Genomic DNA, 25485 nt, shown 5'->3' with positions numbered 1-25485 from the left:
TGTTCAACCGTTTCCGCCAGGCTTTTCCGGCTGCCGGCCGCCCTGCTCCATTGCGCGTCCGCGCAGCGGATTCAATCCGGTGAAGCTGGAGATGAGCGGTACGCTCGCAGGCACGGCACCGACCCGCCGCTGAAACGGCTCATACAAATGTTATGAACCGCCTCAGCAGCGCGTGGGTGCGGCCGTGCCGGCGCGGGCATTCAGATAGGCACGCTCCGAGACATCGTGCCAGGCCTTGACCTGGTCGCGGAACCTGACGAAGGATTCGTACACCTTACGTGCCTGCGGATCCTTGTCCGCGATCTCGGCCACCACCTCGTCGGACACCGCCTTCAACTTCTCGATGACCGGATCGGGCAGGCGGCGCAGGTCCACCCGGTGTTCGTTGACCAGGGTATGCAGGGCATCGTTGTTGCGGGCCGTATACTCGGCCAGCATGTCCTGGTTCGCCACCCGACAGGCGTTGGTCACGATCTGCTGCAGGTCCTTCGGCAGCGCCTCGAAGGCCGCCTTGTTGATGAAGGATTCGAGCGTCGTGCCGGGCTCGTGCCAGCCGGGATAATAGTAGTATTTCGCCGCCTTGTGCAGGCCGAAGGCCAGATCATTGTAGGGCCCGACCCACTCGGTGGCGTCGATGTTGCCCGACTGCAGCGAGGTGAAGATCTCGCCGCCGGGCAGGCTCACCGGGGTGCCGCCGGCCCGCTGCAGCACCTCGCCGCCCAGCCCGGGGATGCGCATCTTCAGACCCTCCAGATCCTCGACGCGGTTGATCTCCTTGTTGAACCACCCCGCCATCTGCACGCCGGTATTGCCGGCCGCCGTCGGGACCAGGCCGAATTCAGCATAGATTTCCTGCCACAGCTGCATGCCGCCGCCATGGTAGAGCCAGCCGTTCATCTCCTGCGCGGTCAGGCCGAAGGGTACGGCCGAGAAGAACTGCGCGGCCTGGGACTTGCCCTTCCAGTAATAGGCCGCGCCGTGGCCCATCTCGGCCGTGCCGCGGGAGACGGCGTCGAAGATCTCGAAGGCCGGCACCAGTTCGCCGGCGCCGTAGACCTTGACCTGCAGCCGGCCATCGCTCATTTCAGTGATCAGGCGGGCCAGATGATTGGCCCCTGTCCCCAGGCCGGGAAAATTCTTGGGCCAGGTGGTGACCATCTTCCAGCGCAGCTTTTTGCCGGCCGCGACGGCAGGCGCGCCGGCGAGCAGCGAACCGGCGGCCATCGCACCGGCGCCGGCGCTGCGAACGAAATCACGACGTTTCATGCATCCCCCTGTGGATATCCGGAATCCGTAAAGTGGGGGAATTGAACCATAAAGGGTGTGAAGGGCACAAAGCTGCGGTCGGCCGGTGAAGCATGCCGAGAAATCACTTGCAATCGATGAAAGTTATGACATTATACTCCCAAGCAACATTCACAAGATTGCTTAATGTCATATAATATAAAGAATATTGAAATTCCCAGTGCCGCCTCGAGGAAGCGGGTTCGTGAATAATGCCGAATTGAGCGCACTGCACCGGCGCTTCGGACTGGGCATCGGCCTGGGGTTGGTCGCCACTCCCGTTTTCGGGCTCGGATTCGGCTACCTGTTCAATCTGCTCTCCACCGATCAGGCCATCACCGCGGTCAGCGCCGGGGTGCTGCCGGGCCTGCTGCTGGCACTGCTGGCCTTCGCCGGCCTGCATTTCAGCCGTTATATCCAGCCCTTTCTCGCCTGGGTGCACCGGAACGAGAGCGGCCATTCCACCAGTCACCTGCAGCGCCGGCTGGCGCGGTTTCCGCGCGAGTACTGGGGCCTGTTCCTGATCATCGCCCTGGCCACGCCCAGCCTGTTCCTGGCCTCGCTGCCGGGCGGGCTGGCCGCCCGTCCCGAGACCTTCCTGCACCTGCTGCTGCTCCAACTCGGGGTAGCGGTGATCGCCGGCATGCCGGGCTACCTGGTGGCCCTGGACGGGCTGGGCCGCCTGGTGGCCCGGCTGGGCCTGAACCGGGTACAGGTCAGCATGAAATCCAAGCTCATGCTGCTCGGCGGCCTGGTGCCGTTGCTGTCCTACACGCTCATCATGCAGTACTTCTGGCTCGAGACCCGCGGCCTGGATACCGGCCTGCTGCTGATCTGGGCCCTGCTGGCCGCGGCCACCCTGGCCCTGACCCTGCTCTCCATCCAGAGCCTGTCGCAGTCACTGCAGCCGGTCGAGGAGGTACTGCACCGCAGCGGCGCCTCCACCCATGCGGATCTGGCGCGGCTCGAGCCGCAGTCCACTGACGAAATCGGTTATCTGACGCAAACCCTGGGCAAACTCTTTCGCCGGCTCGGCGATCAGGAGTCCTATATGCGTGCCGTTGTCGACACCGCCGCCGAAGGCATCATCGTGGTCGATGAGCAGGGCAACATCGACACCTTCAACCCGGCTGCCGAACGCCTGTTCGGGTTCCTGGCCATGGAGATCCGCGGCAAACCGCTGGCCTGGCTGCTGCCGGAAATCGCCGGCCCCGACACCGCCCCGGCGCTCACGCCCAGCGAAGAGGAAACCACCGGCCTGCACCGCAACGGCAAGCCGCTGCAGGTCTCGATCCGGGTCAGCCGCATGGAGATCTCACACCGCACCATGCACACCTGCCTGGTGGCCGACATCACCCAGCGCAAGCGCGCCGAAGACAACCTGATCGCCGCCGAGGCGCGCTACCGCGACCTGGTCGAAACCGCGAACGACCTGGTCTGGAGCATGGACCCCGAGGGCCGCTGGACCTACCTCAACGGCGCCTGTCAGTCCATTTACGGTTATACCCCGCAGGAGATGACCGGCCGCCACCTGCGCGAATTCCAGGTGGCCAGCCACGCCGAGATGGACAGCGAGGCCTTCCAGGCGATTCTTGCCGGCAAGGAACTGGTGCAGCACGAGACGGTGCACCTGGACCGCGAGGGACGTCAGCATCATCTGAGCTTCAACGCCCGCGCTCACTTCGACGACGCAGGCAGGGTGCTGCACATCAGCGGCACGGCGCGCGACATCAGCGAGCAGAAGGCCTTCCAGCAGCAGCTGAGCTACCAGGCCGAGCACGATTCGCTCACCGGGCTGTTCAACCGCCACTACTTCCAGCAGGAACTGGAGCGCACCGTGGCCCGCACCGCCCGCAACGGCGCCGAGTGCGCGCTGTTCTACATCGACCTGGACCAGTTCAAGTACATCAACGACACCCTCGGACACGCCGCCGGCGATCAGTTGCTGGTCGAGATCAGCGGCCTGCTCTCCAGCCATGTGCGCGAGGGCGACCTGGTGGCCCGCTTCGGCGGCGACGAGTTCACCCTGCTGGTCTACAACGTCGGCCACGACCAGGCCCCGCGCGTGGCCGAGAACTTCCGCCAGCTGTTCGAGGCCTACAAGTTCTACCACGACGGCAAGAGCTTCAATGTCACCTGCTCCATCGGCGGTGCGGTGATCGACCACGCCGTGGACTCGGCCGACGAGGTGATGTCGCACGCGGATCTCGCCTGCAACATGGCCAAGACCGGAGGCCGCAACCGGGTGCATTTCTACAACCCGGCCGACCGCGACAAGGCCGGCATGGCCGAGGACATGGGCTGGGCCGCGCGGGTGCGCGAGATGCTGGAGGAGGACCGCTTCCAGCTGGTCTACCAGCCCATCGCCGATGTGCGCACCGGGGCGGTGACGGATTACGAGGTACTGGTGCGGATGGTGTGCGATGACGGCGACGTCATCCTGCCCGGCGGCTTCATGCCGGCAGCGGAACGCTTCGGCCTGATCCATGCCGTGGACCGCTGGATCGTCGCCCGCGCCATTCAACAGCTCACGCAGCTGCGTGAACAGGGCAAGGAGGTATGCTTCTCCATCAACCTCTCGGCCAAGGCCTTCGAGGACCACACCCTGCTGCCCATGATCCAGGCCCAGTTGGCCGATACCGGCCTGGACCCGAGCTGGCTCACCTTCGAGATCACCGAGACCGCCGCCATCGCCAACCTGGGCGCGGCCGAACGCTTCATCGGCGAACTCAAGACCATCGGCTGTCAGTTCGCGCTGGACGATTTCGGCTCCGGCTTCAGTTCCTTCTCCTATCTCAAGCACCTGCCGGTGGACAAACTCAAGATCGACGGTTCCTTCGTCCAGGGCATGGCCCAGGCCGAGGTGGACCAGGCCATGGTGCAGTCCATGAACCAGGTCGCCCATGCCCTGGGCAAGGCCACCATCGCCGAGTACGTGGAATCGGAAGCCATTCTGAAGCTGCTGCAACAGTACGGCGTGGACTACGCCCAGGGCAACTACATCGGCCGTCCCAACGAATCACTGATCAACCTGGCTGCGACCCGGCCCCTCTACAGCAATGTCACACAGCTGAAGACATAGCCGCTTTCAACACCGCCAAATAAAACCATGGACGGCGAAATGTCACGGAAGACAGCCCCACCCCTGCCCCTCTGGATGAGGGGTTCTTTTTTTGTAGATTCGGAAATGCCCTTGTGGTTACGTGAACCCGTCATTGCGATGCCCTGACCCGGAGGGTAGGGTACGCATACTGAAGCCCGAAGGGCTTCTATGCGAGAAGCGCGGCAATCTCGTAACGCCATAGCACGCCGGACGAGATTGCCGCGGCGCTACGCGCCTCGCAATGACGGCACTGGGGGCGGCCCTGCGAGCCTAGAACCGCGCCGACAACCCCAGGTTCCCCTCCAGCTGTCCGAAGCCGCTGCTCTCCACCCTCGCCACGCAGGCGCCGCCGGCGCAGAAGATCGCCGCATCCGAATCCATGAAGGTGGTATAGCCGCGCAGTTCCAGCCGCAAACCGATGTTGCGGGTCAGCCAGATCTTGTAGCCGCCATTGAGCTGGAACATCAGCCGGGTCTCGTCGTCGTAGGCGGAATCATCGGGCGACATGTGGGTGACGCCGAAGCCTGCGCCGATGAAGGGCTCGACCTTCTCGTCCCGCCACACATAGATGCCGCCGGCCGAGAAGTGGGTGACATCCAGATCGAAGTCCGGCACGGCGGTCGGCCCCGGGTCCAGCGAGGTGGACTGGCGGCTCAACATGAACTCCCACTGGGTGTTGGCGTCGTGGTCGATGTTCAGGATCAGGCCATAGCTGCCGGCCTCGTCCAGATCCAGCGAGTCGCCGCTGACGTTGTCGTCGAAGCTGCCGCCGCCGCGGTAGCCGGCGATGGGGGTGAGTTCGATATCACGCGACGGCGGCGCCGCGGCGGCCGGCAGTGTCAACGCAAGCAGGGGAAGTACACACAGATAGCGCATAAGGGTCAGGTCCGGTCGGTTTCGGTCTTACCGAAGAGTGTAGACAACCCATATCATTCCCTCTCCCCCTCAGGGGGAGAGGGGCAGGGGTTAGGGGGGAATTGAAATCACGCCGGCGCCAGGTTGGCGTACGCCACCACCAGCCACTTGGGCCCGGCCTCCTGGAAGTTCACCTGCACCCGCGCGTGCGGGCCGTTGCCCTCGTAGTTCAGCACCACGCCCTCGCCGAACTTGGGATGCTGCACCCGCGAGCCCAGCGCCAGTTCGGCGTCTGCGGCTGCATCGGCAAACAGGTTCGATGACGCGGTCGGCGCCGCGGCGCCCGGGCCGCCCCCAAACCCAGCATAGCTCGGCTGCGGCCGCACCTCCTGCAGCAGCCCCTGCGGCAGCTCGCGCAGGAAGCGCGAGGGGATGGCATAGTTCTCCTGGCCGTGCAGGCGACGCTTCTCGGCATAGCTCACATGCAGGCGCTGGCGGGCGCGGGTCATGCCGACGTAGCACAGCCGCCGTTCCTCCTCCAGCCGGCCCGGTTCGTCGACCGACATCTGGTGCGGAAACAGGCCCTCCTCCAGCCCGGCCATGAACACCACCGGGAACTCCAGCCCCTTGGCCGAGTGCAGGGTCATCAGCTGCACGCAGTCCTCCCAGGCGTCGGCCTGGCCCTCGCCGGCCTCCAGCGCGGCGTGGGCGAGGAAGGCGGTCAGCGCATCGGGCTCGCCCTCGGTCAGATCCTCCTCGGCCTCCTCCGGCACCTCGAAGGCGCGGGCGGCGTTGACCAGTTCCTCCAGGTTCTCGATCCGGGCCTGGCCGCGCTCGCCCTTCTCCTTTTTAAAGTGCTCGATCAGGCCGCTGGCCTGGATCATGGCCTCGGCCTGTTCGTGCAGTTCCAGATCCACAATGCTTTCGCCGGCGTTCTCGATCAGCTCGATGAAGTTGTTGAGCGCGTTCACCGCCCGGGCATTGAGCGCCTTCTCGGCGACGATGCGCCTCGCCGACTCCCACAGCGAGATATCCAGCGCCCGCGCCTGTTCGCGCACCGCGCCCACGGTGCGTTCGCCGATGCCGCGCGGCGGCTGGTTGACCACCCGCTCGAAGGAGGCGTCGTCGCCGCGGTTGTTGGCCAGGCGCAGGTAGCACAGGGCGTCCTTGATCTCGGCGCGCTCGAAGAAGCGCAGGCCGCCATACACTCTATAAGGTATGGCGCGCTGCATGAGTTGTTCCTCGAACACCCGCGACTGGGCGTTGGAACGGTACAGGATGGCGATCTCGGAGCGCGCCTGGCCGGTCTCGGTGAACTGCTCAATGCGGTCGACGACGTACTGCGCCTCCTCGTACTCGTTGTAGGCGTTGTACAACTCGATGGGCTCGCCGTCCTCACCCTCGGTCCAGAGATTCTTGCCCATGCGCCCGGCGTTGTGGGCGATCAGCGCATTGGCCGCTGCCAGGATGGTGCCGGTGGAGCGGTAGTTCTGCTCCAGCCGCACCAGCTGGGTGCCCGGGAAGTCCTCGGAAAAGCGCTGGATGTTCTCGATCCGCGCCCCGCGCCAGCCGTAGATGGACTGGTCGTCGTCGCCGACGGCGAACACCCGCCCGGTCTGGCCGGCCAGCAGCCGCAGCCAGGCGTACTGGATGCTGTTGGTGTCCTGGAACTCGTCGACCAGGATGTGGCCGAAGCGCTGCTGGTAGTGCGCCAGCACCCGGGGGTATTTCAGCCACAGTTCGTGAGCGCGCAGCAGGATCTCGGCGAAATCCACCAGCCCCAGCCGCTGGCACAGTTCATCGTAGGCCGCGTAGACCCGGATCTGGGTCTTGAGGAAGGGATCGTCGAAGTGCTCGACGTGCTGCGGCCGCAGGCCCTCGTCCTTGCGTCCGTTGATGAACCACTGCAGCTGCTTGGGGGGAAAGCGCGCCTCGTCCAGCTCCAGCTGGCGCAGCACCCGCTTGACCAGGCGCAACTGATCGTCGGAGTCGATGATCTGGAAGGTCTCGGGCAGCCCGGCCTCCTGCCAGTGGGCGCGCAGCAGCCGGTGCGCCAGCCCGTGGAAGGTGCCCACCCACATGCCGCGCGCCGGCACCCCCATGAGTTCCTCGATACGTCCACGCATCTCGCGGGCTGCCTTGTTGGTGAAGGTCACCGCCAGGATCCCGAACGGCGAGACCCGCTCCACCTGGATCAGCCAGGCGATGCGATGCACCAGCACCCGGGTCTTGCCGCTGCCGGCCCCGGCCAGCACCAGCACATGCCCGGCCGGCGCCGTCACCGCCTCGCGCTGGGCGTCGTTCAGAGGGTCGAGAATCGGGGAAACATCCATATGGGTATTTTACCAGATCAGACGGCCTGCATCGCGGTGAAGCGGAAACTCAGAGGCAGAGGCAAAAGCTCCGGGCAGGCATGGCGCACGACCACAGTTCCGGGTTCACTACCCGGCCCATGAAATCTCCATATTCTTTCCTATACTCAGGACGATCCGTCCTGAGCGACCGCAGAGAAAGGTATAAGGGCGCTTGCCCATCGGCATCTCCCTGTTCTCGCATTGCCTGTGATTAATAATGCAGGCTGCAGGAATGGTCACCGCTTTCAATTTCACTGCCCTGTCATCTCACACAGGAGGCACATCATGCGCATTTTGCTGACAACGTGGGTCGCGCTGGCACTGTTGATACTCAGCGGTTGCGGCGACGAGTCTGCAACATCGGGCGGGCAACCTCCCAACGACGGCGAGCAGAGCAGTCAGGTCATCGCCCCATCAAAGGAGGGCGTCATCGGAAAATGGCGCGACAACGTAACGAACCCGATCTTCCATAGCAACGTCACCATTCTCGCCAAGGACGGCAAACTGTATTACGTCAACGAATACGACGACGGCAGTGAAAAGCGGATGGAGGTGGTCGAAAAGAAGTCAGATCTCGGCCGCCGGTTCGATCCGGTAATTCCGTCGCGACTTGAAGACCACTGGGTGATTGACGAGAACGGAGATCTTCTGATGCGCGACAAGCACGGCACGGCCGCAGTCGCCAAAAAGATCGAATAGTGAGTAAAGGACGGCTTTAATAAATAAAATTATTATCAATTGTCAGCGACCCTTTTAATTCAGCTTCAAGGAGTACAAGGCACGCGGCGTCGGCGACGATGGACGCCTGATTGGCATCGAGGCCACGGACAAGCAATCGCGGCTGCCCGCCGAAAGAAGCCCGTTGAATGGACACCGCTGGAGATCAACAACTTACTGAGAACGCTGCAACAGAGAGTCTCGGAGTAAGACAACCCCTCCACGCTGAAGGGCGGACCCTACGACGAATATTTGCTCGTAATCTACTGCGACGAGCCGCGGGTTCTCGATTTCTCTCTCATCGAGGCTATCCGGGTTCACGAATTTGAGCGGACGAATCTGATCGACCAGGCGATCTTTCTCATGTCGTATTCACCTTGGAATGGTTGCTGCCCATACGTCGACCTAAAGACGATCGATGTCTAATCACCGTAGTGAATTCGCGCCACTATGTGGTGCCGGTGCTCGCCACAGCTCGGCCGTTCATCCGGGGCGTTAAGCATGACACTTGCCACCAACCCAACATCACAGCCCATTATAGACTCGTACGAAATGAAATTTACGGCATACACAGAGTCCGACAAACAGGAAATTCAGCATCTGTTTACCGAGACATTCTCTGATTCGGAAAACCGGGCAGAGGGAGAGCTGATCGGCCAGCTGTGCTCGATTTGATGAATAATACCGGCGCTCGGGATATTTCCGGTTTTGTCGTCACTGAACATGAACGGATCATCTGCTGCATCTTCTTCACCCGGCTGACCTTCGACACACCTGTCGAGGCCTTTCTTCTATCACCAGTAGCCGTTGATACAAAATACCAGGGCCGGGGGATCGGTCAGCGCCTCATCAATTTCGGCCTTGACCAATTGAAGGCACAGGGCGTGAAACTGGTCTTCACCTATGGTGATCCGGGCTTTTATTCCAGGGGATTAAAGGGGTCGGCGACAAAACGCAATCATTCTCATTTTTCACCGACACATTTTAACGCTTAGCTCATTCCCTTCCTCAGACCGACAAATGCCGCCGAAACAGCACCAGCGCCACCGAGAAAAACACCCCGGCAATCGCCACCAGCGCCAGCATCTGCGGCCACACCACTTCCATCCCAGCACCCCGGTAGAGAATGGCTTGGGCCATGCTCACGAAGTGAGTGGTCGGCGCGGCCAGCATCAGGTTCTGCACCAGCTCGGGCATGCTTTCCCGGGGAGTAATGCCGCCAGATAATAACTGCAAGGGCAGGATGGTGAGGATCAGCAGCAGGCCGAACTGGGGCATGGTGCGGGCCACGGTGCCGATCAGGATGCCGATGGCGGTGGTCGAGAACAGGTGAATCAGCGCCCCCAGCAGGAACAGCCATACGGAGCCGGCAATGGGTACGTCCAGCCAGCCCTGAATCACCAGGGTGATCGACACAGACGCCGCCAGCAGCACCACCAGGCCGTTGGCCCATACCTTGGACGCCATGATCTCGAACGGTCGTAGCGGCATGACCATCAGGTGTTCCACGGTGCCGTGTTCCCGCTCGCGAATCAGGGCGGCACCGGTCAGTATGATGCTGATCATGGTGACCTGGCTGATCAGTTCCATCACGCCACCAAACCAGGTGCCGTCCAGATTGGGGTTGAAGCTGGCGCGGCTCACCAGGGTCACCGGCAGGTTGTCATTGGCACTGCCGGGCTGCAGGAACTCGGCCACTTCGGTCATGGCTAAGCGCTGAATGTAGGTGGTGCCGATAAAGGCCTGGCTCATGCGGGTGGCGTCGATGTTCAGCTGCAGGCTCACCGGCTGGCCCTGGCGCACCTTGCGCTCGAAGCCCTCCGGGATCACCAGGGCAAAGGTGTGGCTGCCCTTGTCAAGCAGCTCATCGATCTCGCCGTAGTCCACCATGTCCGGGGTCAGGAACCAGGGCGGCTGCAGGGCGTTGATGACCCGGTTCGAGAGCACGGTCCGGTCTTCATCCACCACCGCCACCGGGGCGTTGTGCAGCTCCATGGAGCCGGCGGACCCGGCGGTGTAGATCATCACGCTGAAGGCCATCAGCACAAAGATCATCAGCACCTTGTCCTGCCACAGGCTGCGCAGTTCCTTGATGCCCAGGTGCCAGATGTTGCCGAGGGATTCCATCATCAGCGCCCCTGTTTCCGCAGCAGCACCATGGCCAGGCCGGTAAGCACCGGGATAAACGCCGCCAGGGCCAGGAAGGCCCCCTGCAGGTCGGCCAGGGTCAGGCCCTTGGTGAATACACCGCGGCTGATCTGCAAAAACCAGGTGGCCGGCCAGAGGGGGCCGATCCAGGCGCCGGCGCCGCTGAGGGAGGACACCGGTTCGGTGAGGCCGGAGAACTGCACGGTGGGCAGGATGCTGATGATGGCGGTAGCGGCCAGTGCGGCAATCTGGGTGGAGGCGAAGGTGGACATCACCTGACCCAGGGCGGTGGTGGCGGTGACGAAGAGCAGCGCGCCCAGGCTGAGGGAGAGCAGGCCACCCTTGAGCGGCACGTCAAACAGGTACACCGCCAGCAGGACCAGGCTGGCGTAGCTGACCATGCTGAAGACGATGTAGGGCAGCTGCTTGCCGAGCAGGAACTCCAGCCGGGTCACCGGGGTGACGTAGAGGTTGGTGATGGAGCCGAGCTCCTTCTCGCGCACGATACCCAGGGCCATCAGGATGGCAGGAATAAAGATCAGCAGGATCGGGATCACCGCCGGCACCATGGCATCCAGGCTGCGGAAATCCTGGTTGTAGCGGTAGCGGTCCTCCAGGCTGACCAGGCTCAGGCGGGGCGCCTCGCCCCAGGCGCGCCGGGCCTGCTCGCTCAGGTAGCTGACGTGCATGCCCTGCACATACCCCATGATGGTCTCGCCGCGAAAGGGCATGGCGCCATCCACCCACACCGCCAGTTCGGTGTCGCGACCGCGTTTCATGTCGCGGCCGAAGCCGGCGGGGATCTCGATGGCCAGGCTCAGCTCCCCCGAACGCATGCGCCGCTCCAGCTCCTCGGCAGTGGACAGGGCCGGGCGCTCGACAAAATAGCGGGAGCCGGAGAGGGCGGCGACGTAGTCCCGGCTCTGGGGCGTCTGGTCCCGGTCCAGCACGGCAAAGGGCAGGTTTTCCACATCCATGGTGATGCCGTAGCCGAGGATCAGCATCAGCAGTGCCGAACCGAGGAAGGCGAAGGCCATGCGGATCGGGTCGCGCAGCAGCTCCCGCGCCTCGCGCCGGGCGTAGGCCAGCAGCCGTTGCGGGCTGAAGGCCCTGGGGCGTTCCGGCTGCCCGCTGTTGCCCTGGCTCAGCAGCTTGCCGCCGTTCTGGCGCTCCGGTTCCTTGTCCACCGCTTCCAGGGTGGTCATGAAGGCGCCTTCCAGGCTGTCGCTGCCGGTCTGTTCGATCAGGGCCGCCGGGGTGTCGCAGGCCAGCACTTCGCCGGCGTGCATCAGCGAGATGCGGTCGCAGCGCTCGCCTTCGTTCATGAAGTGGGTGGAGATGAAGATGGTCACCCCGTCCTCCCGGGACAGGCGCATCAGCAATTCCCAGAAGCGGTTGCGCGCCCCCGGGTCCACCCCCGAGGTGGGTTCGTCCAGGATCAGCAGCTCCGGTTCGTGTACCACCGCGACCGCCAGGGACAGGCGCTGGCGCACGCCCAGGGGCAGGGCACCGGCGGGGTGGTCGAGCACATTCTCCAGGCCGAACTCCCGGGTCAGGGTGGCGATGCGCCCGGCAATTTTCTCCACCGGCAGATGAAACAGGCGGGCGTGCAGGTCGAGGTTCTGGCGCACGCTCAGCTCGCCGTAGAGCGAGAACGACTGCGACATGTAGCCGACCCGGCGGCGGGTGGCCAGATCTTTGGCATCCAGCGGCTCGCCGAACAGCGCCACCGCTCCTTCGGTCGGGGTGAGCAGGCCGGTGAGCATTTTCATGGTGGTGGTCTTGCCGCAGCCGTTGGAGCCCAGGAAGCCGAAGATCTCGCCCTTGGGGATGGCAAAGCTGACGTCCCGCACCGCGGTGAAGTGGCCGAATTTCAGGGTCAGGTGTTCGGCCACGATGGCCGGGCTGCCATTGCCATTGTTGCTGCCGGTGGGTGGTGCTGCCGCTTGTGCCGCTGTCGACCTGCCCAGCTCCTGTTCCTGGCGGCTGTCCGGCAGCAGGGCGATAAAGGCATCATCCAGGGTGTCGGTGCCGGTCTGCCGGTGCAGCTCGGCGGGGGAACCGGTGGCCAGCACCTTCCCGGCGTCCATCGCCACCAGCCAGTCGTAGCGTTCCGCCTCTTCCATGTAGGCGGTGGCCACCAGCACACTCATGCCGGCGCGCTGCTGGCGGATGGTGTCGATCAGGTCCCAGAAGCGTTTGCGGGAGAGCGGGTCGACGCCGGTGGTGGGCTCGTCCAGGATCAACAGGTCGGGGTGGTGGATCAGCGCGCAGCACAGGCCCAGCTTCTGCTTCATGCCACCGGAGAGCTTGCCGGCGGGGCGGTCGCGGAATTCCAGCAGGCCGGTGGCCTCCAGCAGGCGATCGATCTGCTGCCGGCGGGAAGGGCCGCTGAGACCGAACAGGTCGGCGAAGAAGGCGAGGTTCTCGTCCACTGTCAGGCTGTGGTAGAGATTGCCGCCCAGGCCCTGGGGCATGTAGGCGATTCGCGGGGCGGCGCAGGTGCGCACGCGGTGGCTGGCCATATCGCCGCCCAGTACCTGCAGGCGTCCCGCTTGCAGCTGGCGGGCGCCGGCAACCAGCCCCAGCAGGGTGGACTTGCCCACCCCGTCCGGGCCGATCAGGCCCACCATGCAGCCCGCGGGGATGGCCAGCGTGATATCGCGCAGCGCGGTGGTGTCCCCGTAGCGGTGGCTGATGCCCTCCAGCCGGGCTGCGGCCTCAGCCATTGGGCAGCTTGACCGTCAGGCTGTCCGGCCAGGGCTGGCTCTCGTCCAGGCGCACATAGGCCTCGCCCGGCACACCGGTCTTGACCCGGTCGCGATAGGTCTTGAGCAGGTCCGGGTTGATGCGGACACGCACCCGGAACATCAGCTTCTCCCGTTCGCTGCGGGTTTCGACCGACTTGGGCGTGAACTGCGCCTCCGCCGCGACAAAGCTGACCTCCGCCGGCACCACATAGTCCGGCAGGGCGTCCAGCGTGATGCGCGCGTCCGAGCCCACCCGCACCCGGCCGGCCTGGGCCGTGGGCAGGAAGATGGTCATGTAGACGTCGGTGACATCGAGCACCGTGGCCACCTTGCCGCCGGCCGCCAGCACCTCACCGGGCTCCGCCAGCCGGTAGAGAACGCGGCCGCCCACCGGGGTGGTAAGCCGGCTGTCGTCGATGTTGGTCTGGATCTGGTGGATCGCCTCCCGGGCCGCCTCGATACCGGCGTCGGCGGAGGCCACCTGGGCCCGTGCGGCCTGCAGGGCGGCATCGGCGGTCTCCGCCGCGGTACGGGCGCGGTCCAGCTGCTCCCGGGAAGCGTGGCCCCGCTCCACCAGGGTCTGCATGCGGGCCAACTCGCTGTAGGCATAGCGCCGCTCGCTCTCCCGCTGGGCCACCACCGCCTCCGCCAGGTGGCGGGTCTGCTCCGCCTGGTGCAGATTGGCTTCGCCCGCCGCCAGGCGCGCCTGCAGCTCGTCGGTGTCCATGACGGCCAGCAACTGCCCGGTTTCCACCAGGTCACCTTCGCGCACGGAAAACGATTCCAGCCGGCCAGGCAGGCGGGTGGCGATGTCCACTTCCGTGGCTTCAATGCGGCCGTTGCCGGAGGCGATGTGCGCGGGCAGCGCATCGCCGTCGGGTAGCAGGTACCAGGCGGCGAGGCCGGCGACCGCCAGGATCAGGAGGGCAGGGAGGAAGCGGGCGGCGGTTTTGGCGGTTTTGGCGGCTTTTTCAGCCATGTTCAGTCCTTGGGTCAGTCTTGGGAGTCGGGAGAGCGTTTCAGTATAGAAGAACTGGTCGCCGCGATGGTAACGCCGATCAAGATGGTTTCGAATTCCGGAGTTTGTGCCAGTGGGGCTGCAGCCGTTCTACCTGTCCGTTGATTCCTCCAGGACGATATCTCCGGCGACCCATATTTACAGGTGGCGTGGGCTCGTCAGTATTTGGTATGGGAGGGGGCTGTTAGATTCATCAAAGCACGGCACCTGGACTCTTACCGAAAAGGTTCGTAAAGCGCATATTTCCTATCCAGATGACCGTACCCCTGAATCCGAGCCAGTCTGAACGTGGGAAATTGAGCATATCAGGCCACCTCTCGAGCGAACACTGCGGGTGATTTCCTGCCAAGTGAACGGTGTGGCCGGACATGGTTGTAATGCCCTCGCCAGTCTTCGATCGCGGATCGCGCGTCCGCCAGGCTGGCGAACCAATGCAGGTTGAGGCAGTAGTCGCGGAACTTGCCATTGAAGCTCTCGACAAAGGCGTTCTGGGTCGGCTTGCCGGTCTGAATGAAATGCAGCGTCGGGTAGCCATAGCGGGGATACTGCTGGGCGAGCGCCTTGAGTCGGTATCTCAGCTCACTGTCGTCGCGACCCTTGAGTCGATACCAGGCGGCGGAGCGGCTGAACCGGGTCAGCCGGCAGGCGCGTCGTTCGCTGACATGGCAGACTTGAGGTGCTCCACGGCCCGGCGCCGCTGCGCGGCCGTCACCAGTTTCCCTCGACAAGCTCCTTGAGCGCGGCCTTGCGAGCTCCGCCTCGGCCAGCAGCCGCTTGAGGCGGGCATTCTGCTGCTCCAGGTCACGCAATCGGCTGGTCTCGCTGACCTCCAGCCCGCCGAACTTCGACTTCCAGCGGTAAATCGTGTTCTCACAGACCCCGTGGCGGCGCGCCAGATTTTCCACCCGGGCGCCAGTCTCATGCTCTTTCAGGATCGCGATGATCTGTTCTTCCGTATATCGCTTGCGCTTCATCTTGGGCCCTCCCTCGGTCATAATCATAGGGAGATCCCACATTCCATGGGGCTCGGATTACGGGGGTACGGTCACCAGATTAAACACTCGACAGGCCTGTCGCAAAACGCGATCGGTAATATCTGCTGCAAAACCCGACCGGGCCATTTTTCGGGCCAGGCCCGCAGCAGGCCCTAACATTCGTGACAAAAGCAGGATGACATGCAAGAGAATGACTTTGAAATAGATCCGGAAAAAATGCACACCCCCAGCCATAAACTGCTGGTCACAACCCCCATGGCCGCAATCATGGTGAGCGGGAAGGCCAACAGCGAATGGGCGGACCTGCTGGAATCCATCGGGCCGATCTACAGTTCAGCGGCGGAGGATACCGGCGGCGAGGTCAACGAGGCGCTCAGAACCGTGGCGTTCATGCTCCAGGGCGGTGACCGGCTGATCAGAAAGTATTTTGAAAATGAAGAGCTGACGTTCGACCGGATGATGGAACTCTCCGCCACCGGCGCCGATGTCTGGATCTGCAAATTGAGTGACGGCGAGATTGCAAAGCCCGATGCGATCAAACTGTTCAAGGCCATCCAGGCCGGATTGGTCGGGGCGCTTGGCGATCTGCGCGATGAAAATGAAATGATCGATCAACTCATCCGGATCCAGGACAAGGCGGTTGAACACATTGCGTCATTGAACTGAGGCAGCTTATGGTGTCTTGCTCTACACCGCTTGTGAACGCGCAAGCCATGGCCCTGGATCCTGGCATGCGCCGGGATGCCGCGGTCAAACCGGGCGTCATCCGGGCGGCCACGGGGAAAGGGTGCGGACCACAAACGGTAACGGCCACATTCTGTTGCCGTACCCTGTCTGCAATACTCCGGGTTCCGCGCACCGGAGACCCCCTGTGAGCAATCAACGGCGGGCCCTGTTCCTGTCACATGGCGGCGGCCCCCTGCCGCTGCTGGGGGACGGCGCGCATGCCGAGATGGTCGCGCAGCTGAAGGCGATTGCAGCGACCATAAAACGCCCCGCGGCCATCATCGTGGTCAGCGCTCACTGGGAGGCGCCCAAACCGACCATCACCTCCGGCGCCAGCCCGGAACTGATATACGACTACAGCGGCTTTCCGGCGGAATCCTACGCTATCGAATACCCCTGCCCGGGTGAGCCGCGGCTGGCGCGCGCCATCGCCGATCAACTGAAAACGTCCGGCATCAGCGCACAGCTGGACGAGGCCCGTGGGTTTGATCACGGCCTGTTCGTGCCCCTCAAGATCATGTATCCGGAGGCGGACATCCCCTGCGTTCAGCTGTCGCTGGTCGATAGCCTCGATCCCGCCGAGCACATCCGGCTCGGGCGTGCGCTGCAGGGCCTGGGCGATCCATCACTGCTCCTGATCGGCTCCGGATTCTCCTTCCACAACATGCGGGCCTTCTTCGCGTCCGAGACCGCCGAAGCAAGGTCGATGAACACATCCTTCGAGCAGTGGCTGCTCTCGACCTGCAGCGACCGGTCCATTGGCGAGGAGGAACGATGCCAGCGGCTGGAGAACTGGGAATCCGCGCCTTTCGCGCGTTACTGCCATCCCCGGGAGGAACACCTGCTGCCCCTGCATGTGTGTTACGGGTTTGCCGGTGCCGCCTGCTCGAATTCCTATGAATTGCAGATCCTCAACAAGCAATCGAGCATGTACCTGTGGGACGCCTGATGCCGCCGCGGCCTCTTGATTCCGGACTGCGCCGGGATGACGGTTCCGGCGAACCCCGCACCCGCGCATCCGACCCCGCCCTCGTCTCATCTATCTGAGCGCTGCTTCCGCATGGACATAAGGATACGCACAACCACCGATGCCGACACGGCGGCCATCGCCGCTTTGCTCAATGCCGCCTTCGGCCCGGACCAGGGTCCGGAGATCGCCGCCCTGGTCGCCGATCTGCTGCATGACCCCAGCGCGCGTCCGCTGTTGTCGCTGGCCGCGACCCGGGAGGGCCGCATGGTCGGTTATATCCTGTTCACGCACACGCAGATCGCTGGCGCAGAGCCTACCGTTTCCTCGGCCATCCTCGCGCCCATGGCCGTCCACCCGGACCATCAGGGCCAGGGCATCGGCGGGCGTCTCATCGCGGCAGGACTGGAGCAGCTGAAAGCGGCCGGGGTACAGCTGGTGTTCGTACTCGGCCATCCCGGCTACTACCCCAGGTACGGCTTCGATCCCGCCGGAGAGCGTGGCCTGGAGGCGCCGCACCCCATCCCGGGCGAACAGGCTGCCGCCTGGATGGTGCAGGAACTGCAGCCGAGCGTGATCGGCAATGTGAGCGGGCGAGTGGTGTGCGCGGATACGCTCAATGATCCGAAGCACTGGCAGGAGTGAGTCGACGGCCCTTCGGTACTGAATCAGCGGCCAGCCTGCCTTGCGGATGGCTGCGAAACTTTCGCGACGGTATGCTGATCTCATTCATGTGTTTCACCTGACGCCAACCTGGAATCGCCCATGACCAAACCCATCATCGCCAACAACCAACCTGTCCGCGTCGATCTGACCGAGGGCGAGGAATACTATTTCTGCGTCTGCGGCCGCTCCGCCAATCAGCCGTTCTGCGATGGCTCCCACGCCGGGACCGACTTCACGCCGCTTGCCTTCACGGCCGAGGAGACCGGCGAGGCCTGGCTGTGCGCCTGCAAGCACACGGGCAACCGACCCTACTGCGACGGCACCCATCAGCAGTTCTCCGATGACCAGGTGGGCCAGGAAGGAGCGGGCGTCGACGCGGCCTCGGACGACACCATGCCCGCGCCGCAGGCAACGGCGGAGGAACCCCAGGTCGAGTTCATCCACCGGCTGGCCGAGGAAGGGCTGGACGCCATGGGCCAGCACGGTCCGGTCGCGGCGATGGGCGTGCCGCGCGAGCGCCTGCCGAAGTGGGACGACATCCAGATCATGGTGGCCCAGCTGGACCGCCGGCCACTGGCCGAGGATGTCGGGGTGGCGACCGAACTGGTGATCGGCCCCGAGAGCCGCAAGCCGCTGCGGCTCGACATCCCGCTGCTGGTCTCGGACATGAGCTTCGGTTCCCTGTCGGAGGAGGCCAAGATCGCCCTGGCCACCGGGGCGGAGCTGGCCGGCACCGGCATCTGCTCCGGCGAGGGCGGCATGCTGCCGGAGGAGCAGGCCGCCAACCGCCGCTACTTCTACGAGCTGGCCTCGGCCAGGTTCGGCTACCGGGAGGAGTTGCTGGAGCGGGTCCAGGCCTTTCACTTCAAAGGCGGCCAGGCCGCCAAGACCGGCACCGGCGGACACCTGCCGGCGGCCAAGAACACCGGCCGCATCCCCGAGGTGCGCGGCATTCCGGCGGGCGAGCCGGCGATCTCGCCGCCGACCTTCGAGGACCTGGCCACGCCGAAGGATTTCCGCCGCTTCGCCGAGCGGGTGCGCGAGATCAGCGGCGGCATCCCGGTCGGCTTCAAGCTCAGCGCCAACCGCATCGAACACGACCTCGGCTTCGCGCTGGAGGCGGGCGCCGATTATGTCATCCTCGACGGCCGCGGCGGGGGCACCGGCGCCGCGCCGCTGCTGTTCCGCGATCACATCAGCGTGCCCACCATTCCGGCGCTGGCGCGCGCCCGGCGCTACCTGGACGAGAACGGCGCCAGCGGGCGGGTGACCCTGATCGTCACCGGCGGCCTGCGGGTACCGGCCGATTTCATCAAGGCGCTGGCCCTGGGCGCCGATGGGATCGCCCTGGCCAACAGCGCCATGCAGGCCATCGGCTGCGTGGGGGCGCGCATCTGCCACACCAACAACTGCCCCTCCGGCATCGCCACCCAGAAGCCGGAACTGCGCCGGCGCCTGGACGTCGATCACGCCGCCCGGCGGCTGGCGCGTTTCTTCGCGGCCTCGGTGGAACTGATGCAGGTGATGGCGCGGGCCTGCGGGCATGCGCGCCTGGCGGATTTCAGCCGCGAGGATCTGGCGACCTTCGATCGCGACATGGCACGACTGTCGGGCATCGTCTACGCCGGCCTCGACGCCTCGGACTGAGGCGCCCGCGAATGTCCGCACCCCGCGCCGGACGCCAATTCTTCGGCCTGGTCGCCTGGCTGGGCATCAGTTACCTGGCCGCGGCTGCAGGCGCAATCGCCTCGATCGATGCAGGCGCATTCTATGCGCAGCTGGCGCGCCCGGCCTGGGCGCCGCCGGGCGGGGTGTTCGGGCCGGTGTGGACCCTGCTCTACGGCCTGATGGGGGTTGCCGCCTGGCTGGTCTGGCGCGCTGGCGACTCGCGCCGTGGGCGGCCGGCACTGACGCTGTTCCTGGTCCAGCTCGCGCTGAATGCACTCTGGAGCTGGCTGTTCTTCGCCTGGCATCTGGGCGGGGCGGCGTTTGCGAATATCCTGCTGCTGTGGCCCCTGATCCTGCTGACAACGCTCGGTTTCTGGCGGCTGCGGCCGCTGGCGGGCCTGCTGCTGCTGCCCTATCTGGCCTGGGTCGGTTTCGCGGCCCTGCTCAATCTTGCGGTGTGGCGGCTGAACCCCGTTCTGCTTGGCTGAGCGCCGGCCGTAGCCGGGGATCATGCACGGGCAACGCGGCCGCTGCCGGCCCGTGATTGACTTTAGCTGCCTTACGGTCAAGGATAGCGATAACAGTTAATGACTGATCAACGGGTCGCCCCCGGGTAGCTGCCGAGTCACAGGCACTGCACCGGGGGCGGCCTTTTTTACTCAGGCACAGGAAACCGCCATGTCCATGAAGCCCAATCTCGTCATTTCCTCCCTCGATGTGGAGCGGCTGGAGAAACTGCTCGATTCGATTTCCGACAAGACCTTTCCGGGCAGGGACGCACTCGAGGCCGAACTGGCGCGGGCCGAGGTCGTCGAGCCCACGGATGTTCCGCCGACCGTGGTCACCATGAATTCCACCGTCCGCTTCGAGGTCGAGTCGTCGGCCGAGACGTTCCAGCTGACGCTGGTGTACCCCAAGGATGTCGACACCTCCGGTCAGACCATCTCCATCCTGGCCCCCGTGGGCAGTGCGCTGCTGGGCCTGTCCCAGGGGGATGAGATCGAGTGGCCGAAGCCGGGCGGAGGCACCCTGCGGGTGCGCATCAAGGAGGTCATCTACCAGCCCGAACGGGCCGGCGAGTATCATCGCTAGACGGTCACCGCCGCGCCTGGGCCGAAACCCGCAGCAACAACCGGATACTGCGCGCATCGGCATGGACGGCATCGATGCGCACCCGGTCGCGCACCGCGGCGGGGATGCGCCGGCCCCACTGGTGCTCCTCCATGAAGTGGTCCAGGTTCAGACGCAGGCGCTCGCCCTGACGGTCCACGCCGTCGAGCGCGGCCAGCGCCGCGAGCATAGGGGATTTCACCGGAAAGGGCTGGATCTTCTCGGGCACCAGCACCAGGCCGCGGGGCGGATCGTCCGGACCGGGCGCCTCCAGCCGGAAGCGGGCGTTGAATTCGATCCAGACACCGGCCTTTCTGCGGCCGCTGATGCTCAGATGCGTGGGCGCGCCGGGCCGGATCCGCAGGTCCTCGAGGCTGTCCCCGGCCAGCCGCCGGCACAACCGCTCCAGGACCGCGCCGGGCACGGGCAGGCCGATACCCTCGCGCGCTGCCCGGTAGGACCACCAGGCCACGGTCATCAATCCCTTTGTCCACAATCGTGCCATGGCGTTACCCCTCGCGGCGGAGCGCCAGCTTAGCCCATTTCTCCGCCCGGGTCAGGCCGCGCAGCAGCCAAATCCAACGGAACGCGCAGGGTCTTCGGGGGCCCGCCGTTCGCGACGGTTGTTATACTCCTGGTGCGACTCCGAAACGAATCAGGCAACAGGCGAGGCCACCATGGGTGAAGTCATCGAATTCAGACGCGCCAAATTCAGCGTCGGCGACATCATCCACCACACGCGCTTCGACTATCGCGGCGTGGTGGTGGACGTGGACCCGACCTTCCAGTCCACCGACGCATGGTACGAACAGGTAGCGAAATCCCGGCCGCCCAGGGACAAGCCCTGGTACCATGTGCTGGTGCACGGCTCCGACCACATGACCTACGTCGCCGAGCGCCACCTGGAAGCGGACACGAGCGGCGAGCCGGTCCAGCATCCACTGCTGGAGTTGTATTTCTCGCGGCTGGAGAACGGGCGGTATGTGCAGGAGGGGAAGGCGAACTAGTCGGCGGCTGTATTCTCACCCCCTCCCATCCTTGTTATGCCCTATGGGTACCCCCGTCAAGGGGGAGGAGATAGGGTTAAATAATCTTTTCAACCGGGGCATGCGATGGATATCTGGGTCGATGCGGATGCATGCCCTGCGGTAATCAAGGACATCCTGTTCCGGGCGGCCATGCGCACGGAGACACGACTCACCCTGGTCGCCAACCAGGCCCTGCGGGTGCCGAAATCGCCCTGCATTCATACCCTGCAGGTCGGTGCCGGTTTCGACGTGGCGGATGATGCCATCGTCGAGCGGGTTCAACCCGGCGATCTGGTCATCACCGCCGACATCCCACTGGCCGATGCCGTCATCAGCAAAGGGGCGCGCGCGCTCAACCCGCGCGGTGAGCTCTACACCGAGGACAACATCAAGGCGACGCTGAACATGCGCGACTTCATGGACACCCTGCGCTCCAGCGGCATCCAGACCGGCGGCGCCGCCGCCCTGAGCCAGCGCGACCGCCAGCAGTTCGCCAACCAGCTCGACCGCCTGTTGGCCCATAGCTGATCTGTGTCATTGCCTGCCGGCTACGCGGCACCAATGATGGGGCTGTACAGGGTGCCAGCGAAACAGGGAGTCGGGCGCGGTGAAGAACATCTTTGTCCTCGGTGCGGATGAGTTCAACCTGGCCCAGATGCGCGCACTGCCGGACGCACGCGACTACCGCTTCCATACACTGTTCAGCCATGAGGAGATCCGTGGCGGCGCGGCGATCCCGGCCCGGTGGCTGCACGAGGCGGGCCTGCAGCGGCTGCATGACTTTGCCGGCAGCATCGATGCCATCGTCGGCTACTGGGATTTTCCGGTCAGCACTCTGCTGCCGCTGCTGCGCCAGCCCTTCGGCCTGCCCTCACCGAGCTTCGCGGCAATGCTGAAGTGCGAGCACAAGTACTGGAGCCGGCTGGAACAGCAGCAGGTCGTCGCCGATCACATCCCGCCCTTCTGCGCCGTCGATCCCTTCGCCGACAATCCGCGCAGCCGGATACCGCTGGATTACCCCTTCTGGATCAAGCCGGTGAAGGCCGCCTCCTCGCACCTGGCCTTCCGGGTGGATAATGGCCGCATGCTGGAGTCGGCGCTGTCCCGCATCCGCGCCAGCCTGTTCCGCTTCGCCGAACCGTTCAACTATCTGCTGCACTTCGCCGAGCTGCCGCCGGCGGTCGCCGGCATCGACGGTTTCCACTGCATCGCCGAGGGCGTGATCTCACGCGGACGTCAGTGCACGCTGGAAGGGTATGTATTCCAGGGCGAGGTGGTGATCTACGGCGCGGTGGATTCCATCCGCGAGGGCCGGCACCGTTCCAGCTTCGCCCGCTACGAGTATCCGTCAAACATCCCGCACCGGGTGCAGCAGCGGATGATCGCGCTGACCGCACGCTTCATGCGCCACATCGGCTTCGACAACGGGCCCTTCAACATCGAGTACTACTGGGAATCGGGCAACGACCGGCTGTGGCTGCTGGAGGTCAACACCCGCATCTCCAAGTCCCATTGCCCGCTGTTCCGGGCGGTGGACGGGTTGAGCCATCATCAGGTGATGCTGGACCTCGGCCTGGGCCGGCAGCCGCGCTTCCCGCAGCGTCAGGGCCGGTGGCGCCATGCGGCCAAGTTCATGTGGCGTGTGCATGAAGATGCTATGGTTGAACGAGTGCCAACGGAGCAGGAGATCGCCGCCGTATGCGAGCGTTTCCCGGGGACCGACATCCAGCTGCACGTGGAGCCCGGCATGCGGCTGTCCGAGTTGCGCGACCAGGACAGCTACAGCTACGAAATCGCGGTCATCTTCACCGGGGCGCAGAACCGTCGGGCGCTGCTGCCGAAGTACCGCGCCATTCAGCAGGCGTTGGTCCTGAAACTCCAATGACAGGGGGCAGGGATGAAGATTGTTGACCGCTTTCCCCACCACCTCCGCCACATCGAACACACCTGGATACCGATGCCGGACGGCACCCGTCTGGCCGCGCGCATCTGGATGCCGGCGGACGCCGAGTCCAGCCCGGTACCGGCCATCCTGGAATACATCCCCTACCGCAAGCGCGACGGTGTGCGGCTGCGCGACGAGACCATGCACCCTTACTTCGCCGGCCACGGCTACGCCAGTGTACGCGTGGACATCCGCGGCAGCGGCGACTCCGAGGGTGTACTGACCGATGAATATTTGCAGCAGGAACTCGACGACGGTGTCGCCATCATCGAGTGGCTGGCGAAACAGCCCTGGTGCAGCGGCCGGGTCGGCATGATCGGCATCTCCTGGGGCGGCTTCAACGGCCTGCAGATCGCCGCCCTGCAGCCGGCCGCGCTGGGTGCGGTGGTCAGCGTCTGTTCCACCGACGACCGTTATGCCGACGACGTGCACTACATGGGCGGCTGCCTGCTGGGCGACAACCTGTCCTGGGCCTCAACCATGTTCGCCTACAACTCGCTGCCGCCGGATCCCGAGATCGTCGGCGAGCAGTGGCGCGACCTGTGGTTCCAGCGCCTGGAGCATAGCGGGCTGTGGCTGGATACCTGGCTGCAGCATCAGCACCGCGACGACTACTGGGAGCACGGCTCCATCTGCGAGGACTACTCGCGGATGCACACACCCGTGATGGCGGTCAGCGGCTGGGCCGACGGCTACAGCAACGCGGTGCTCCGGCTGCTGGCCAACCTGCCGGGACCGCGCCTGGGCCTGATCGGCCCCTGGAGTCACAAGTACCCCCACCTCGGTGTGCCCGGCCCGGCCATCGGCTTTCTACAGGAATGCCTGCGCTGGTGGGATCACTGGCTGAAGGGCCTCGACACCGGCATCATGAACGAACCCATGCTGCGCGCCTGGATGCTGGAGAGCATGCCGCCGTCGACCTTCTATCACCAGCGCTACGGCCGCTGGATCAGCGAGCCCGACTGGCCCTCTCCCAACATCGAAACCCGGACCTGGAAGCTGGCCGAGTACCGGCTCGTCGACGCGGATACCGAGGTGGCGGAACGCGAACTGCGGCTGCAGTCGCCGCTGAGCAACGGCCTGTTCGCCGGCAAATGGTGCTCCTACAGTGCGACGCCGGACCTGCCGCACGATCAGCGCGAGGAAGACGGCGGTGCGCTGCTGTTCACCACCGAGCCCTTCGCGGAAGGCTTCGAGATTTTGGGCGCCCCGGTGCTGGAGCTGGAACTGTCCGCCAGCCGGCCGGTGGCGATGATCGCGGTGCGCCTGTCCGACATGCGCCCGGACAACAAGGTCACGCGCGTGAGCTACGGCCTGCTCAACCTGACCCATCGCGACAGCCACGCCGCGCCCAGTCCGCTCGAGCCCGGCAAACGCTACCGGGTGCAGATCCAACTCAATGACGCGGCCCAGGCCTTCCCCGCCGGGCACCGGATCCGGCTGGCCATCTCGACCTCCTACTTCCCCCTGGCCTGGCCGCCGCCCGAATCCACCCAGGTGCGCATCTATACCGGCACCTGCTGCCTGCGCCTGCCGGTACGGCCGCCGCGGGAGGAAGCGATCAGCTTCCCCGCGGCCGAGGCCGCGGCCAGCAGCGCGATGCAGCAGCTGCGTCCGGGCCATCAGGACTGGCGCGTGATCCGCGAACTGGACCAGGACATCTCCACCCTGGAGGTGATCAACGACAGCGGCAGCTACCGGCTGGACGACCTCAATCTGGTGGTCAGCCGCAAGGCCGAGGAGTGGTACTCCTATCAGGGGGATGATTTCCATTCACCGCGCGGCGAGACCCTCTGGGTACGCGGCCTCAAGCGCGGCGACTGGTCGGTGGAGACCATTACCCGCACCGTACTGACGGCCGATGCCGGCTGTTTCTATCTGGATGCCGAACTCGATGCCTACGAGGGTGACCGGCGAGTGTATTCCCAGAACTGGAACCGGCGCATCAAGCGTAACCTGGTCTGATCAGCGGGATACAGCGCCTGTGACCTGCGATGGGTGCGCCGCTGCGTGCCACACGGCTGTGACGGATTTCTCATTTCCGGTATCACGCCGGCATGCCGCGGCGAACACCCTCCGCCGGGGGCAGCAGCCTTCAGGCCCCGTTTTTCTCCCACCTTGACACGGTCGCCCCTGGCCGCGTCAGATTGT

21 protein-coding genes are annotated in these 25485 nt (G+C 64.8%); 13 read left to right on the top strand and 8 right to left on the bottom strand.

Going from position 1 to position 25485, the window contains the following annotated elements; translation table 11 throughout:
* Nucleotides 1-162: 162 nt before the first annotated feature.
* Entirely contained in the window at nucleotides 163-1266 is a 1104-nt protein-coding gene (locus COW1_RS13160; protein ID WP_201344453.1) for a TRAP transporter substrate-binding protein, read from the bottom strand.
* A gap of 223 nt (nucleotides 1267-1489) precedes the next feature.
* Here COW1_RS13160 and COW1_RS13155 point away from each other — a divergent pair, with 223 nt between their 5' ends.
* Nucleotides 1490-4366, top strand: a complete 2877-nt coding sequence (locus tag COW1_RS13155) for a bifunctional diguanylate cyclase/phosphodiesterase (RefSeq protein ID WP_201344452.1) — start codon at nucleotides 1490-1492, stop codon at nucleotides 4364-4366.
* A 291-nt stretch (nucleotides 4367-4657) separates the two neighbouring features.
* On the opposite strand, the gene COW1_RS13150 is transcribed toward COW1_RS13155, so the two are convergent.
* Nucleotides 4658-5263: an outer membrane beta-barrel protein gene (locus COW1_RS13150; RefSeq protein WP_201344451.1), complete on the bottom strand. Its 606-nt coding sequence runs from the start codon at nucleotides 5261-5263 to the stop codon at nucleotides 4658-4660.
* A gap of 107 nt (nucleotides 5264-5370) precedes the next feature.
* Nucleotides 5371-7575: a DNA helicase II gene (uvrD, locus tag COW1_RS13145; RefSeq protein WP_201344450.1), complete on the bottom strand. Its 2205-nt coding sequence runs from the start codon at nucleotides 7573-7575 to the stop codon at nucleotides 5371-5373.
* Nucleotides 7576-7881: 306 nt separating this feature from the next.
* Between uvrD and COW1_RS13140 the strand changes: the two genes are divergently transcribed.
* Together COW1_RS13140 and COW1_RS13135 are read left to right on the top strand one after the other, a co-directional pair.
* Nucleotides 7882-8295 (top strand): hypothetical protein, encoded by a 414-nt coding sequence (locus COW1_RS13140; RefSeq protein WP_201344449.1) that lies wholly within the window; start codon nucleotides 7882-7884, stop codon nucleotides 8293-8295.
* Between the two features lie 692 nt (nucleotides 8296-8987).
* Nucleotides 8988-9308, top strand: a complete 321-nt coding sequence (locus tag COW1_RS13135) for a GNAT family N-acetyltransferase (RefSeq protein ID WP_201344448.1) — start codon at nucleotides 8988-8990, stop codon at nucleotides 9306-9308.
* Nucleotides 9309-9321: 13 nt separating this feature from the next.
* Here the strand turns inward: COW1_RS13135 and COW1_RS13130 are convergent, their stop codons facing one another.
* From COW1_RS13130 to COW1_RS13115, 4 genes are all read right to left on the bottom strand, one after another.
* Nucleotides 9322-10440: an ABC transporter permease gene (locus tag COW1_RS13130; RefSeq protein ID WP_096367425.1), complete on the bottom strand. Its 1119-nt coding sequence runs from the start codon at nucleotides 10438-10440 to the stop codon at nucleotides 9322-9324.
* 2 nt (nucleotides 10441-10442) lie between these two features.
* The gene (rbbA, locus tag COW1_RS13125) at nucleotides 10443-13190 is read right to left on the bottom strand and encodes a ribosome-associated ATPase/putative transporter RbbA (protein WP_201344447.1); all 2748 of its coding nucleotides are present in this window, start codon (nucleotides 13188-13190) and stop codon (nucleotides 10443-10445) included.
* Entirely contained in the window at nucleotides 13183-14190 is a 1008-nt protein-coding gene (locus COW1_RS13120; protein WP_201344446.1) for an HlyD family secretion protein, read from the bottom strand. Before COW1_RS13120 ends, rbbA begins: the two co-directional genes overlap by 8 nt.
* A gap of 344 nt (nucleotides 14191-14534) precedes the next feature.
* On the bottom strand, nucleotides 14535-15203 hold the full coding sequence (locus COW1_RS13115; protein ID WP_201344445.1) for an integrase core domain-containing protein: 669 nt from the start codon (nucleotides 15201-15203) through the stop codon (nucleotides 14535-14537).
* A gap of 201 nt (nucleotides 15204-15404) precedes the next feature.
* On the opposite strand from COW1_RS13115, the gene COW1_RS13110 reads away from it, so the two are divergent.
* The 6 genes from COW1_RS13110 (at nucleotide 15405) to rnk (ending at nucleotide 20343) form a co-directional block, all read left to right on the top strand.
* Nucleotides 15405-15890 (top strand): hypothetical protein, encoded by a 486-nt coding sequence (locus COW1_RS13110; RefSeq protein WP_157745200.1) that lies wholly within the window; start codon nucleotides 15405-15407, stop codon nucleotides 15888-15890.
* Nucleotides 15891-16095: 205 nt separating this feature from the next.
* Nucleotides 16096-16899 carry a class III extradiol ring-cleavage dioxygenase gene (locus COW1_RS13105; RefSeq protein WP_201344444.1) on the top strand — a complete coding sequence of 268 codons (804 nt, stop codon included), beginning with the start codon at nucleotides 16096-16098 and terminating at the stop codon, nucleotides 16897-16899.
* Between the two features lie 111 nt (nucleotides 16900-17010).
* Nucleotides 17011-17562 carry a GNAT family N-acetyltransferase gene (locus COW1_RS13100; RefSeq protein ID WP_096363693.1) on the top strand — a complete coding sequence of 184 codons (552 nt, stop codon included), beginning with the start codon at nucleotides 17011-17013 and terminating at the stop codon, nucleotides 17560-17562.
* Between the two features lie 120 nt (nucleotides 17563-17682).
* Nucleotides 17683-19230: a glutamate synthase-related protein gene (locus COW1_RS13095; RefSeq protein WP_096363695.1), complete on the top strand. Its 1548-nt coding sequence runs from the start codon at nucleotides 17683-17685 to the stop codon at nucleotides 19228-19230.
* Between the two features lie 11 nt (nucleotides 19231-19241).
* Nucleotides 19242-19739: a TspO/MBR family protein gene (locus COW1_RS13090; RefSeq protein ID WP_096363697.1), complete on the top strand. Its 498-nt coding sequence runs from the start codon at nucleotides 19242-19244 to the stop codon at nucleotides 19737-19739.
* Nucleotides 19740-19929: 190 nt separating this feature from the next.
* Nucleotides 19930-20343 (top strand): nucleoside diphosphate kinase regulator, encoded by a 414-nt coding sequence (rnk, locus tag COW1_RS13085; protein ID WP_096363699.1) that lies wholly within the window; start codon nucleotides 19930-19932, stop codon nucleotides 20341-20343.
* A 4-nt stretch (nucleotides 20344-20347) separates the two neighbouring features.
* Here the strand turns inward: rnk and COW1_RS13080 are convergent, their stop codons facing one another.
* Nucleotides 20348-20866, bottom strand: a complete 519-nt coding sequence (locus tag COW1_RS13080; protein WP_157745202.1) for a hypothetical protein — start codon at nucleotides 20864-20866, stop codon at nucleotides 20348-20350.
* Between the two features lie 172 nt (nucleotides 20867-21038).
* Here COW1_RS13080 and hspQ point away from each other — a divergent pair, with 172 nt between their 5' ends.
* The 4 genes from hspQ (at nucleotide 21039) to COW1_RS13060 (ending at nucleotide 25299) form a co-directional block, all read left to right on the top strand.
* On the top strand, nucleotides 21039-21368 hold the full coding sequence (gene hspQ, locus COW1_RS13075) for a heat shock protein HspQ (RefSeq protein WP_096363703.1): 330 nt from the start codon (nucleotides 21039-21041) through the stop codon (nucleotides 21366-21368).
* A gap of 105 nt (nucleotides 21369-21473) precedes the next feature.
* A complete protein-coding gene (locus COW1_RS13070; protein WP_096363705.1) occupies nucleotides 21474-21917 on the top strand; it encodes a YaiI/YqxD family protein in 444 nt (147 codons plus the stop codon).
* Nucleotides 21918-22044: 127 nt separating this feature from the next.
* The gene (locus COW1_RS13065) at nucleotides 22045-23274 is read left to right on the top strand and encodes an acetyl-CoA carboxylase biotin carboxylase subunit family protein (RefSeq protein WP_370590908.1); all 1230 of its coding nucleotides are present in this window, start codon (nucleotides 22045-22047) and stop codon (nucleotides 23272-23274) included.
* 12 nt (nucleotides 23275-23286) lie between these two features.
* Nucleotides 23287-25299, top strand: a complete 2013-nt coding sequence (locus COW1_RS13060; RefSeq protein WP_201344442.1) for a CocE/NonD family hydrolase — start codon at nucleotides 23287-23289, stop codon at nucleotides 25297-25299.
* The last annotated feature ends 186 nt before the right edge of the window (nucleotides 25300-25485 follow it).

This window comes from Thiohalobacter sp. COW1 (assembly GCF_016629505.1).
Lineage (GTDB): Bacteria > Pseudomonadota > Gammaproteobacteria > Thiohalobacterales > Thiohalobacteraceae > Thiohalobacter > Thiohalobacter thiocyanaticus_A.
The sequence above is the reverse complement of the archived record's forward strand: the minus strand, read 5'-3'. Positions and strand labels throughout refer to the sequence as shown.

Excerpts from the sequence above, each read along its gene's own strand:
- COW1_RS13065 (WP_370590908.1), top strand. The coding sequence starts at position 22,045 with ATGCGCGCACTGCCGGACGCACGCGACTACCGCTTCCATACACTGTTC.
- hspQ (WP_096363703.1), top strand. The coding sequence starts at position 21,039 with ATGGGTGAAGTCATCGAATTCAGACGCGCCAAATTCAGCGTCGGCGAC.
- COW1_RS13080 (WP_157745202.1), bottom strand. The coding sequence starts at position 20,866 with ATGGCACGATTGTGGACAAAGGGATTGATGACCGTGGCCTGGTGGTCC.
- COW1_RS13160 (WP_201344453.1), bottom strand. The coding sequence starts at position 1,266 with ATGAAACGTCGTGATTTCGTTCGCAGCGCCGGCGCCGGTGCGATGGCC.
- COW1_RS13150 (WP_201344451.1), bottom strand. The coding sequence starts at position 5,263 with ATGCGCTATCTGTGTGTACTTCCCCTGCTTGCGTTGACACTGCCGGCC.
- uvrD (WP_201344450.1), bottom strand. The coding sequence starts at position 7,575 with ATGGATGTTTCCCCGATTCTCGACCCTCTGAACGACGCCCAGCGCGAG.
- COW1_RS13100 (WP_096363693.1), top strand. The coding sequence starts at position 17,011 with ATGGACATAAGGATACGCACAACCACCGATGCCGACACGGCGGCCATC.
- COW1_RS13060 (WP_201344442.1), top strand. The coding sequence starts at position 23,287 with ATGAAGATTGTTGACCGCTTTCCCCACCACCTCCGCCACATCGAACAC.
- COW1_RS13120 (WP_201344446.1), bottom strand. The coding sequence starts at position 14,190 with ATGGCTGAAAAAGCCGCCAAAACCGCCAAAACCGCCGCCCGCTTCCTC.
- COW1_RS13095 (WP_096363695.1), top strand. The coding sequence starts at position 17,683 with ATGACCAAACCCATCATCGCCAACAACCAACCTGTCCGCGTCGATCTG.
- rbbA (WP_201344447.1), bottom strand. The coding sequence starts at position 13,190 with ATGGCTGAGGCCGCAGCCCGGCTGGAGGGCATCAGCCACCGCTACGGG.
- COW1_RS13090 (WP_096363697.1), top strand. The coding sequence starts at position 19,242 with ATGTCCGCACCCCGCGCCGGACGCCAATTCTTCGGCCTGGTCGCCTGG.
- COW1_RS13115 (WP_201344445.1), bottom strand. The coding sequence starts at position 15,203 with ATGAAGCGCAAGCGATATACGGAAGAACAGATCATCGCGATCCTGAAA.
- rnk (WP_096363699.1), top strand. The coding sequence starts at position 19,930 with ATGTCCATGAAGCCCAATCTCGTCATTTCCTCCCTCGATGTGGAGCGG.
- COW1_RS13140 (WP_201344449.1), top strand. The coding sequence starts at position 7,882 with ATGCGCATTTTGCTGACAACGTGGGTCGCGCTGGCACTGTTGATACTC.
- COW1_RS13135 (WP_201344448.1), top strand. The coding sequence starts at position 8,988 with ATGAATAATACCGGCGCTCGGGATATTTCCGGTTTTGTCGTCACTGAA.
- COW1_RS13130 (WP_096367425.1), bottom strand. The coding sequence starts at position 10,440 with ATGGAATCCCTCGGCAACATCTGGCACCTGGGCATCAAGGAACTGCGC.
- COW1_RS13070 (WP_096363705.1), top strand. The coding sequence starts at position 21,474 with ATGGATATCTGGGTCGATGCGGATGCATGCCCTGCGGTAATCAAGGAC.
- COW1_RS13110 (WP_157745200.1), top strand. The coding sequence starts at position 15,405 with ATGCAAGAGAATGACTTTGAAATAGATCCGGAAAAAATGCACACCCCC.